At 34.2% G+C, this 11,396-nt stretch carries 10 protein-coding genes; 2 read left to right on the forward strand and 8 right to left on the reverse strand.

From position 1 onward, the window contains the following. Positions 1-63: 63 nt before the first annotated feature. The 4 genes from LPB88_RS03830 to LPB88_RS03845 form a co-directional block, all read right to left on the reverse strand. Positions 64-3,225 (reverse strand): efflux RND transporter permease subunit, encoded by a 3,162-nt coding sequence (locus tag LPB88_RS03830; protein WP_230712596.1) that lies wholly within the window; start codon positions 3,223-3,225, stop codon positions 64-66. Between the two features lie 11 nt (positions 3,226-3,236). Beyond that, positions 3,237-4,460: an efflux RND transporter periplasmic adaptor subunit gene (locus LPB88_RS03835; protein ID WP_230712598.1), complete on the reverse strand. Its 1,224-nt coding sequence runs from the start codon at positions 4,458-4,460 to the stop codon at positions 3,237-3,239. A 245-nt stretch (positions 4,461-4,705) separates the two neighbouring features. Then, complete coding sequence (locus LPB88_RS03840; RefSeq protein WP_230712600.1) at positions 4,706-5,299, reverse strand: TetR/AcrR family transcriptional regulator; 594 nt, start codon at positions 5,297-5,299, stop codon at positions 4,706-4,708. A 486-nt stretch (positions 5,300-5,785) separates the two neighbouring features. Next, positions 5,786-6,697, reverse strand: a complete 912-nt coding sequence (locus LPB88_RS03845) for a ketopantoate reductase family protein (RefSeq protein ID WP_230712602.1) — start codon at positions 6,695-6,697, stop codon at positions 5,786-5,788. A 100-nt stretch (positions 6,698-6,797) separates the two neighbouring features. Between LPB88_RS03845 and LPB88_RS03850 the strand changes: the two genes are divergently transcribed. Next, on the forward strand, positions 6,798-7,634 hold the full coding sequence (locus tag LPB88_RS03850) for an AraC family transcriptional regulator (protein ID WP_230712603.1): 837 nt from the start codon (positions 6,798-6,800) through the stop codon (positions 7,632-7,634). Positions 7,635-7,673: 39 nt separating this feature from the next. Here LPB88_RS03850 and LPB88_RS03855 read toward each other — a convergent pair whose 3' ends face one another. After that, on the reverse strand, positions 7,674-8,126 hold the full coding sequence (locus LPB88_RS03855) for a GNAT family N-acetyltransferase (RefSeq protein ID WP_230712605.1): 453 nt from the start codon (positions 8,124-8,126) through the stop codon (positions 7,674-7,676). Between the two features lie 437 nt (positions 8,127-8,563). Between LPB88_RS03855 and LPB88_RS03860 the strand changes: the two genes are divergently transcribed. Beyond that, positions 8,564-9,577 carry a zinc-binding alcohol dehydrogenase family protein gene (locus tag LPB88_RS03860; RefSeq protein ID WP_230712607.1) on the forward strand — a complete coding sequence of 338 codons (1,014 nt, stop codon included), beginning with the start codon at positions 8,564-8,566 and terminating at the stop codon, positions 9,575-9,577. A 78-nt stretch (positions 9,578-9,655) separates the two neighbouring features. On the opposite strand, the gene LPB88_RS03865 is transcribed toward LPB88_RS03860, so the two are convergent. The 3 genes from LPB88_RS03865 to LPB88_RS03875 form a co-directional block, all read right to left on the reverse strand. After that, the gene (locus LPB88_RS03865) at positions 9,656-10,000 is read right to left on the reverse strand and encodes a cupin domain-containing protein (RefSeq protein ID WP_230712609.1); all 345 of its coding nucleotides are present in this window, start codon (positions 9,998-10,000) and stop codon (positions 9,656-9,658) included. A 12-nt stretch (positions 10,001-10,012) separates the two neighbouring features. Further along, positions 10,013-10,444: a DoxX family protein gene (locus LPB88_RS03870; protein WP_230712611.1), complete on the reverse strand. Its 432-nt coding sequence runs from the start codon at positions 10,442-10,444 to the stop codon at positions 10,013-10,015. 86 nt (positions 10,445-10,530) lie between these two features. Further along, positions 10,531-11,325 (reverse strand): AraC family transcriptional regulator, encoded by a 795-nt coding sequence (locus LPB88_RS03875; RefSeq protein ID WP_230712613.1) that lies wholly within the window; start codon positions 11,323-11,325, stop codon positions 10,531-10,533. Between the last annotated feature and the right edge of the window lie 71 nt (positions 11,326-11,396).

Below are 11,396 nucleotides of genomic sequence, written 5' to 3' on the forward strand. Positions count from 1 at the left end.
AGGATATGTATCCAATGCCGGCAATAATGGCTATAAGGATTGTCGTTATATAATTTTCCATTCTTATTTTTCTTCGTTATGAATTACGGCTACTGGTTTTCCAGAAACCTTTTCTTGTAAATATTGGAATACGATAAATAAAACCGGGATGATTAACAACCCTAGAATTACTCCTGAAACCATACCTCCGGCGGCACCAATACTAATAGAGTGGTTACCTTGTGCTGAGGGTCCTGTGGCGCTCATCATCGGGATTAATCCCACAACAAAGGCTAGTGAGGTCATAATAATTGGTCTTAAACGTAGTTTGGCTGCATCTATCGATGCTTTGGCTAACGCCTGACCTGATTTTCGTTTTTGGACGGCAAACTCGACAATCAAAATCGCGTTCTTGGCGAGTAGTCCAATCAACATTACCAGTGCAACTTGTACATAAATGTTGTTTTCGATTCCGGTAAGGCCGATGGCAACAAATACTCCAAAAATACCTGCAGGAATTGATAAGATTACGGCCAATGGCAAAATGTAACTTTCATACTGTGCAGCAAGTAAGAAATAGACGAATATCAAACACAGTAAGAAAATCGTTGCTGATTGACCTCCAGAAGAAATCTCTTCGCGAGTTTGTCCTGAAAATTCAAAACTATAACCTGCAGGCAATTGTTGTGCAGCAACTTCTTCGATTGCTTTAATGGCATCTCCGGAACTGAATCCAGGTTTTGGAATTGCATTAATCGAAATCGAATTAAACAAGTTGTATCTCGAAGCGGTTTCTGAACCATAAATACGGCTTAGTTTTACCAGGGTATTTATTGGCACCATTTCGCCTGTTTTGTTTTTTACAAAAACTCTGTCAATTGATGACGGATCAGCTCTGTCAGCAATATCTGCCTGAACAACAACTCTGTAATATTTACCAAATCTATTAAAGTCTGACGCTTGTGCACTACCAAAATAGGTTTGCATGGTTTGTAAAATGTCTTTTACATTCACTCCTAATTGATTTGCTTTTTCATCGTTGATATCCAATTGTAATTGAGGATAATCGGCTTTGAAAGAGGTAAATGCTACTGCAATTTCCGGACGTTTCATCAATTCTCCGATGAAGTTTTGTGAAATTCCACTAAACTTATCCAGTTTTCCTCCTGTTTTATCCTGTAGCACTAAATCTAATGCTTCAACGTTACTAAATCCGGGAACGGTTGGGAAACTAAATACGAAGAAACTTCCGCCTGTAATAGCGCCTAATTTTCCTTGAACATCAGCCATTATTTTGTTGATGTCTTTAATTTCTCCACGCTCTTCATTTGGCTTAAGCAATACAAAGACAACTGCAGAAGAAGGACTTGTAGAGTTGGTCAATAAGTTGAAACCTGAAATTGCGGTTACAAATCGTGATGCATCTAAACCTCTTAAAGTATTTTCTGCCTGAGTCATTACTTTTTGAGTTCCGTCAAGAGATGTTCCTGAAGGAGTGTTTACTGCAATTGCAATAAATCCTTGATCTTCAGTTGGAATAAATCCTGCAGGAGTTGTTTTAACCATCACAATTGTTGCGAAAGTAATTAAAGCCAATCCACCTAAACTAACCCATTTGTTACGGATTAAGAATTTTAAACCTCCAACGTAACGGTTGGTTAAGGAATCAAAACTTTTATTGAATCCGTTGAAGAATTTTTCTTTAAACCCTTTTTTCTCATGAGAAGTATCTCCCTGATCACCGTGATTATCTTTTAAGAATAAGGCGGCTAGGGCAGGGCTTAATGTTAAGGCATTTACTGCCGAAATTACAATTGCAATTGCCATTGTAAAGGCAAACTGACGATAGAAAACTCCCGTAGAGCCTTCCATAAAACCAACCGGCAGGAATACAGCAGCCATTACCAGCGTAATCGAGATAATAGCACCCGTTATTTCGTGCATTGCTTCATGGGTTGCTACTTTTGGAGACAAGTGTTTATGCTCCATTTTAGCATGCACGGCCTCGACGACCACAATCGCATCATCTACCACAATACCAATCGCCAGAATTAATGCGAAAAGTGTTAGAAGGTTGATCGAGAATCCGAATAACTGCATGAAGAAGAACGTTCCTAAAATTGCTACAGGTACAGCAATAGCCGGGATTAATGTTGATCTGAAATCTTGCAGGAATATAAATACTACGATAAATACTAATATAAATGCTTCGATTAAAGTATGCTCAACTTGTTCTATAGATTGATCCAGAGATACTTTTGTACTATAGAAAATGTTATGTTTAATTCCTTTAGGGAAATCTTTTGAGGCTTTCACCATCAATTTGTTGATCGCAATCTGAATATCATTGGAGTTAGAACCTGCTAACTGAATTACACCAATTACAACTCCTTTTTTACCATTTAAACGTGTTAAACTGTTGTAGGAGTAAGCGCCAAGTTCGACTCTCGCAACATCTTTTAGGCGAAGTACTGAACCATCTGCATTAGAACGTATAGCAATATTTTCATATTCTTCTGGTTTGGTTAATTTTCCTTTGTATTTAATTACATATTCAAAAACTTCTGTACTTCTTTCTCCAAATTTACCCGGAGCAGCTTCCAAACTTTTGTCCTGGATCGCACTCATGATTTCGTTTGGCGTTATTTTGTAAGTCGACATTTGTGTTGGATTCAACCAAACACGCATAGAGTAATCTTTTACACCTCCAAAAATACTTGCCGATCCAACTCCGGGAATACGTTTGATCTCCGGAATAATATTGATCTGAGCATAATTGGCAACAAAAGTCTGATCGTATTTTGACTCATCATCGGTATACATACCAATGGCCATGATAAAACTATTTTGTTGTTTTGCAGTAGTTACACCTTGTTGTACAACCTCTGCCGGTAATTGGCTTGTTGCCTGAGCAACTCTGTTTTGAACGTTAACGGCCGCCTGATCTGCATTAGTTCCTAATTTAAAGAAAACTGTAATGGCAAGCGATCCGTCGTTACTGGCTGTAGAGCTCATGTAAGTCATGTTCTCAACACCGTTTATTGACTCTTCTAGTGATGGTGCCACAGAACGTAAAACCGTTTCTGCGTTTGCTCCCGGATAAACCGCCGTTACCAAAACCGATGGCGGCGCAATATCAGGAAACTGTTGTAAGGGCAACTTCGTAAGACCAAGTATACCTAATATTACCAATAAAATGGAAATAACGGTTGCCAGTACAGGTCTTTGTATAAATATTTTGAACATTTTCGTAAAAATTATTTTTTAGTAATTATTTGGGCAACTTTTGTATTTGATGCTTTTTCAGGCTGAATTACTTGTCCTTCCTGAAGTTTATCGATACCGCTTAATACAATTTGGTCACCAGATTTTACACCATCTTTAATTAAGTAGTTTGTACCACTTTTTCCAATAACGGTAATTGGCATTTTGTTTACTTTATTTTCTTTACCAACGGTGAAAACAAAAACTTTATCTTGCATTTCAACCGTAGCCGATTGTGGAACTAAAATCGCATCGTCATGTTGAAGACCTAAACGAATTTTTCCTGTGTTTCCTGAACGTAAAGTTCCGCCAGCATTTGGGAAAGTAGCTCTTAAAGTAATCGCTCCGGTAGTTTTATCAAATTGACCGTCTACCATATCAATTTTTCCAGTTTGAGTATAAGCGTTATTGTCTGCAAGGATTAAAGTTACTGGAGGTAATTTTTTTAGTTTATCACCAAGACTGCTTCCTGCATATTGTGCTTTAAAGTTGATAAAGTCAGTTTCACTTAAAGAGAAATAAGCAAAAACTTCATGAACATCAGATAAGTTAGTCAAAGGCTCAAGATCTGTAGCAGAAACTAAACTTCCTTGTTTTTTAGGCAATCTTCCAATGTAACCACTAACAGGGGCTGTTACATTTGTATATCCTAAATTAATTTTAGCAGATCCTACCATTGCTTTTGCTTGTTCGATATTTGCAGCAGCAATTTTTTGAGAAGCTTTAGCCGTTTTTAATTGATAATCAGAAACTACTTTGTTTTGTACAAGAGGCGTTAATTTATCAACTTCTAACTGAGCGTTAATTAAAGCTGCTTCGTAAGCATGAAGACTTGCCAAAGCATTGTTTAATTGCTCACGGAAAGGACGTTCGTTTATTTTAAATAAAGTTTGACCTTTAGATACGTAAGCACCTTCGTCTACAAAAACTCTTTCAAGGTTTCCACTTACCTGAGGGCGAATTTCAACATCAACTGTTCCTTGTATAGAGGCAGGATATTCAGCATCTGTAGTAGTGTTTTCGCTTGTGATGGCTAAAACAGGTAATAATGGCGGAGCCGGAGCTGCCGGAGCTTGTGATTTATCTGCACAACTGCTTAGCACGAGTGCCAGAATAAAACTGGTTATAATTACATTTTTCATCTTAATATTGGTTTTAATTTGTTGGACATTCTTTTGTATTAATTTCTGTGGTATTGTGGCATTTCCGGTGTTCATATTTAATTATATTAAATTATCTAACATTGTTAAGCTTTTAAGCGCAAAATTCTAAATAATGAGTTGTCCAATTCTATTTCAAAAATTGGCATTAAACTATTTATCACTGTTAAGTAAAATGAGAAAAAAAGACTTTCTAAAATTACTCTATTAAATTATTTATCACTGTTAAGTAAAACAATGTAAAAATACTTTATTATTAGCTATTAAATCATTTATCACTGTTAAGTAATAATGAAATTTTTTTATTGTATTGATTTTATGATACCACCAATGGCATCTTTCAGAATTTGTGCATTTATGGTTTCCATAATATCACTTTTGTTTATGATATTAATAGCAATCAAGCCGTGAATAACAGAAAAGAAAGTAAAATATTTTTGTTTTATTATATCTTCACTTGGGTTACTGTTTTTCATAATTTCAGCAATCACTGCAGTGAATAGTTTATAAGGTGCTTCGGCAGCAGAACATTTTTGAGAGCAGCAGTTCATTTGCACACCAAACATCACCTGATACATTTCGGTATCCGTAAAGGCAAAATCCCAATAAGCCATCCACATGGCTTCTAATTGATCTTCTGGTTTTTCAAATTTCGCTTTGGCAGCCTGAAGCTCTTTGGCTAATTTTAGAAAACCTTTACCAGTCAATTCATTTAAAATAGCATCTTTGTTCGAGAAGTATTCATAAATAATGGGAGCGGTGTATTCAATCTTATCAGCAATTTTTCGCATACTCAGACCTTGCCATCCTTCTTCTTTAACGATAGTATAAGCAGCCTCAAGAATGTTACTTCTTGTCTCTTCTTTTTGTCTTAAAATACGATCTTTACTTGCCATTTTTAATAAGTATTAAATAATCTAACACTGTTAGGCAAATGTATGGCGGTTTTTCTGATTATGAAATATTTTTGCCATAATATTTTCTTATTGTTGTATAGACAAGTGTTGAAAACCGTTGAAAGCCCTTATTTGTCTGGCACTTTAGTAGCTATTTATTTTTTAAGAAGCAGATCATTTTCGTGTTTCAAGACCATTTGTCCCGCTGTCCAATATATCTTTTATGGCAAACCCTGCCATAAAAGGATGCCATTTCCATCTGGGCTAAGCGATAAAATCTATTTTTCATTAGATTTTAAAACAAAAAATGTAAAATCCATCTTATTGATTATATTAAACCACGCGTTAAACCGGATTAAAATCCGGCCCTACAATATTGATCAAGCTTCCAGCTCTTTTTCAAAGCATTTAATGATCACGCAAATAGATTTTAAAATTCCGAAGGAATGACAAATATTGTAGAGCTGGACTTTAGTCCAGTTTAAATTAAATAATTTTTGCGTTTACACCATTATAAAACGGAGTTTCAATTCCGAATTTATTTGCATTTTCAATAACATAATCGACCAAGAATTTTTTCTCGGTTTGATTGTTGTTTTCAAAATCCAATTGTAAAGAGGATTTCGATTCAAACGGGAATTTAGTCAATAAATCTTTCGAAGTTTCAATATCTTCTTTTGTCAAAATGATATTGTTTTCGCTGGCAAGCGATCGAATTTCAATCATCATATTCTCGAGAATATACATTAAGTTTTGATCTTCCAAAAGTTGTCCAAAAGTAACTTTATAAGCAGAAGTTATTGCCGCAACAGGCGCAACGAATAGATATTTCTTCCACAATATTTGATTGATGTTCTCGACATAAGTAATATCCAAACCGCCATCTGCTAACCAATCAATTACTTGTTTATTATCTTTTCCTCCAACGAAAATTTTCCCCGGTCCACCAACATGCTGAATATGTCCGGGCTTTTTTACATTGGATGCTACATAAATGCAGCCTTCCATAATCTGACCAACTTCAGGTAAAGTTTCTCTGATAATCTCTTTAGCATTTACCACATTTTGCAAAGTAATTATAATCGTTTCAGCATTTATGCAATCTTTATAAGTGTTTAATATATCGCTTATAGAATAGGATTTAGAAGTAAGAATTAATACATCCAGAATTCCAATTTCTGTTGGATTATCAGATACTAAATCCGGAAATATTGTTTCTTTTTCACCTTTAGATTCAAATAATAAACCGTTGTTTTGTATGGCAGTTTTAGTTTCGCCTCTGCAAATAAAGATGATTTTGGCAGCACTGTTTTTATATTTTTTAGCCAGTGGAGCACCAACAAATCCGCCGATTCCACCAATCCCTAAAATTCCTATTTTTATTGTATCTGAGTTCATATTGTGTATTTGAGATTTTAATTTATAGATGCAAAGTAAATAGGTTCACGATCATTAATTGATGTAAAAATATAGGTTATATTTGTAAAAATTAAGGATTATGAAAGACACTTTTTTTATTTACAAAGATTTTGAGATTTATTCTGTCGAAGAATTAACATGGAAGAAAGAAGTGCACCGACATAATTTTTTCGAACTATTATATATTGAATACGGAACCGGAAATCATATCCTGAATTCGATTCCTCATAACTATAAAGAGCACGATATTTATTTGCTTACGCCAAAAGATTATCATTCGTTTAAAACATTAGAGCCTACAAAGTTTCATTGCCTTCGTTTTCTGCCTAATTTTTTTTCGAACAAAAAAGAAATTGAAGAAATTGAAAAGCTGTTTTATTACCACAATCAAACTAGTGGAAATTTGATTTTTCTCGAAGATGATAAAACTTTCTGCGAAATGGTTATTCTAAAAATTCTTGATGAAGTAGCCAAACCAAAAGGTCAAAACGAAATCATAATCAAAAGTTTGATGCTATCACTGATTCATATAATTAGAAGAAACGCCACACTATATGAAAGCGATGTAAATCTAAAAACTACTGAGGTTTTAAAGATTGATACTATTTTAAGTTACATTAGGTCGAATATTGCCAATCCGCATTTGCTAAAGAAAAAAGAAATGGCCAGTTATTTTAATGTTTCGATCAATTACATTGGCGAGTATTTTAAAACCCATCTAAACATTACTTTAAGAGATTATATCGAGCAAACGAAACTCAAAGTTGTAACAGAGAAACTAAGTAAAAGCAATCTGACTTTTTCAGAAATCAGTAATGATTTAGGTTTTATTGATAGCAGTCATTTTAATAAATTCATCATGCGCAGTACCGGAAGTTCACCTTCAGAATTTAAAAAATCATTAAGTATTTCTTAGTAGGAGTTGTTTTTACTACCAAGAAATACCTTTTGAATATTATTTTACAAAATCCATTTCTACATGCTCAATTCCCGCATCCAGGAAATAATTATCAGTTTGTCTGAATCCGTTTTTAATATAGAACGAACTTGCATTTACTTGTGCGTATAGATAAATTTTCTTTTCGGTTTTTAAATCGGCTAATATTTTTTGCAGAATTGCTTCACCAATTCGTTGTCCACGATAGCTACTCAATACTGCAATTCTCTCAATTTTAGCACCTTTTTCCATTTTTCTATATCGCGCAGCTCCAGCAGGTAAACCATCAACTGTTGCCAAATAATGAATCGCCTGATCATCATCCATAGATTCGCGTTCTTGGGATACGTTTTGTTCTTCTACAAAAACTTTTCTTCTGATGGTAAATGCAATTTCGATTTGCTTTGAATCTTCAATTCTTTCAATTTTAATCGTGTTTCCTAATGTGTTTTGGGGAGTATTGTTTTCCATTTGTTGTTTTTTTTGCATTTCAAACGCTATGAAGTTTAATAATATCAGTGCGTGAGAACAATTTTACGCAAATTTACGTAGTTAACTACATATATTCAAAACGAAATTTAAAATTTATGATTTATTTATATTCTTAAGCTTTCACTATAGAGCGTTTTTAATTTTTGGAGCAGAGCAATTTGGTTTTTTAAGAACAGTTGTCCGCTGTCCATTATATCTTTTTTAGGGCAAAGAAAAATTGCCCTAAAAAAAGATGCCTCCCGAAGTCTCGGAACCATCAGGGCTTGGTGAGAGCTTTAGTAATTTTAATAACCTTATATTAAAGCAATAAATTAAAAACGATAAAGATGTACAAAATCATAGTGTATTTGTACAATTCTAAGAATCGTCGTTGTGCGTATCTTTGTAATATAAGTTTAAATCAAAAGATAAAAAAGATGAAAGCAATAGGATTTAAAACCTCATTATCAATAGAAAAGGAAGATAGTTTTATTGAATTTGAAACTCCAAAACCAATTTCGGGACCACAGGATTTATTAGTTAAAATTCAGGCTGTTTCAGTGAATCCTGTAGATTTTAAAATACGCCAGAACAGCGCCAAAGATGCCGTTCTTGAAACACCAAAAATTATAGGTTGGGATGCCGTAGGAATTGTTGAAGCCATTGGCGAGAACGCAAGTTTGTTTAAAGCGGGCGATGAAGTTTTTTACGCCGGAGATCTTACCAAACAAGGCAGTAATGCCCAATATCAAATTATTGACGAACGAATTGTTGGCCATAAACCAAAGTCAATCTCTGTAGAACAAGCCGCTGCAATGCCATTAACAGGATTAACAGCCTGGGAAATATTATTCGATAGAATTCGTATCGATCCTGAAAAAGATAAAGGCAAAACTATTTTGATAATTGGCGGAGCAGGAGGAGTAGGATCAATTGCCATTCAGCTGGCTAAGAAAATTGCGGGATTAACTGTAATTGCCACAGCTTCACGTCCTGAATCTATCGAATGGTGTAAAGAACAAGGTGCTGATTTTGTCGTAAACCATAAAAATTTAATAGAAGAAGTTCGTAATGCAGGTTTTCAGCAGGTTGATTTTATTTTAGATTTTGTCGATGTAAATCAATATTGGGATGCGTTTGTAGAGTTGATAAAACCTCAGGGACATATTGGTTCTATAAGTGATCCTGTAGAAAGTGTAAATCTTCGTCAGTTAAAAGGTAAAAGCGCCAGTTTCCATTGGGAATTAATGTTTACGCGTTCTATGTTTCAAACAGAGGACATGATCGAGCAACATCATATTTTGAACCAATTAGCCAATTTACTGGATAACGGAACAATTCAATCTACCTTAAAAACAACATTGAATGGTTTTACGGCTGCAAATTTCAAAGAAGCACATCAGTTGTTAGAATCCGGAAAAACAATTGGTAAGATTGCGATTAAGTTTTAAAATAAAAAACGAACAAATGATAAAAGTCTTTAAAAACGTTGGTTCTTAAAGACTTTTATAATTTTAATCTAGTTATCATTACTTCAAAATAACCACTTCTTCGGGAATATTAAATAATAAAGTGCAGCCCGTTTTTGAGAACACAGAATGCGAACTTCCTGGTGGCATGTATAAATAATCCCCTTTTTTTAATTCATCTTTTCCAGAGCGAACCTCACCATCGAGAACAAAGATTTCTTCTCCGGCAGGATGAACGTGATTTGGATACGAAGCTCCGGGTTCGAATTTTAATAAAAACGTAGGGGGCCTTTTTGTTGCTTGATCAAAACGTAGAATTTTAACATAAATCCCTTCGGTTTTAATTCCTTCCTCTTTAAGAGGTTTCCAATCTATTTCGCTGCTTTTTGTGATTTGTCTTTCCATTTTTTCTGATTTTTAATTTGTTTTATTTTTCGAAATTATTTCATCTAAACTCCATCTGTATTTCTCTGTAGTTGCCAAAAGAAAAGCAGCCATAGAAAACACAAATACCGAATAATCCAGTGGATCTTTTACCCCAAAAGAATACGTCATGGCAAGGGCAAACACAAAAGTCAAAATTGCGGCCGCTACTGAAACTATTTTTGTTTGATAACCAATAAATAGGAGTAAACCCAAAAGTGATTCGGCAATAGTTGCAAGGATTGCGATTGTGGGAATAGCGTTTTTTGGAGCAAAAGAATTTACTTTTGCGGTATAATCCAGAAAGTTTTCCCAGCCTGAAGAATGACTTCCCCAGAATCCTAACCGACTTGAAACGGCCGATAGAAATCCTGTTGCTAAGGCAATTCGCAAAAGCAAAACTGCATAATCCTGATATCTTTTCATACACTAATTTGTTAGTAATTATTATGATACAAAGATGTTGCAAGTAGGCTTGCTAAAGAATAGAGAATCTTAGAAAAAGCATGTAATTATGAAGAAACTACTTTTTCTTTATACGATTTTGGAGAAGTATTGGTGTGTTTCTTAAAGAAGTTTGAGAAATAAAAAGGATCATTAAAACCTAAGGCATAACCAACTTCTTTTACCGATAGTTTCTCGTAGGTAAAAAGACGTTTAGCTTCAGAAATAATCAATCCAAAAATTACGTTTTGAGCTGTTTTATTGGTGTGTAATTTCGAAAGTTCGTTTAGTTTTGATTCGGTAGTTCCAATTAAAACCGCAATTTCGTTTACCGAAAGATTCTTTTGGAAATTTTTTAAAACTGCATCGAGAAAATGAAGAAACACAGCATCTGGTTTGTAGATTTCGTCGCCACGATTAATTTTGGTGCGATTGATTTCAATTAGTATTAATTCAATTCGGCTGTGAATTGAAATCTGATATTGGTAAGGAGTTTCAATGAGTTCTTTTTTAATCTCTTCTAATTGCTGTACTATAAGCTTTGGATTATCAACCCTAATCATTTCATTCATTGCAAAATGACAGAACAATCCGTTATGGAAAATTAATTCCATGTCGTTATCATCTTTGCAGAAGAAATCATAAGTAAATTCCAAAATATAGCCCTTTGCGTTTTGTATGTTTTGAAAATAATGAATCTGTCCCGAAGTGATGGTAATGACAGAATTTTCAGTCAATATAAATTCATTTTCATCTACAGAAATAGTCGTTGAACCCGAGGTGCAAAAGATTAAAACGTATTTTAAAACACGTCTGGGATTCTCTAAATCTGTAGCTTGGTCAAATGGTTTTATATCAATCATAATAAAAAAACTTAATCAAAAATAAGATTTTTTTGTGAATCTAGGAAGTTAGTTTTCAATGTTGATTTTTG

This window comes from Flavobacterium sp. JAS, from assembly GCF_020991455.1.
Classification (GTDB): Bacteria; Bacteroidota; Bacteroidia; order Flavobacteriales; family Flavobacteriaceae; genus Flavobacterium.

Bases quoted from the DNA above. Each gene is read 5' to 3' on its own strand.
- LPB88_RS03830 (WP_230712596.1), bottom strand. From the start codon at position 3,225: ATGTTCAAAATATTTATACAAAGACCTGTACTGGCAACCGTTATTTCC.
- LPB88_RS03835 (WP_230712598.1), bottom strand. From the start codon at position 4,460: ATGAACACCGGAAATGCCACAATACCACAGAAATTAATACAAAAGAAT.
- LPB88_RS03840 (WP_230712600.1), bottom strand. From the start codon at position 5,299: ATGGCAAGTAAAGATCGTATTTTAAGACAAAAAGAAGAGACAAGAAGT.
- LPB88_RS03845 (WP_230712602.1), bottom strand. From the start codon at position 6,697: ATGAACTCAGATACAATAAAAATAGGAATTTTAGGGATTGGTGGAATC.
- LPB88_RS03850 (WP_230712603.1), top strand. From the start codon at position 6,798: ATGAAAGACACTTTTTTTATTTACAAAGATTTTGAGATTTATTCTGTC.
- LPB88_RS03855 (WP_230712605.1), bottom strand. From the start codon at position 8,126: ATGGAAAACAATACTCCCCAAAACACATTAGGAAACACGATTAAAATT.
- LPB88_RS03860 (WP_230712607.1), top strand. From the start codon at position 8,564: ATGAAAGCAATAGGATTTAAAACCTCATTATCAATAGAAAAGGAAGAT.
- LPB88_RS03865 (WP_230712609.1), bottom strand. From the start codon at position 10,000: ATGGAAAGACAAATCACAAAAAGCAGCGAAATAGATTGGAAACCTCTT.
- LPB88_RS03870 (WP_230712611.1), bottom strand. From the start codon at position 10,444: ATGAAAAGATATCAGGATTATGCAGTTTTGCTTTTGCGAATTGCCTTA.
- LPB88_RS03875 (WP_230712613.1), bottom strand. From the start codon at position 11,325: ATGATTGATATAAAACCATTTGACCAAGCTACAGATTTAGAGAATCCC.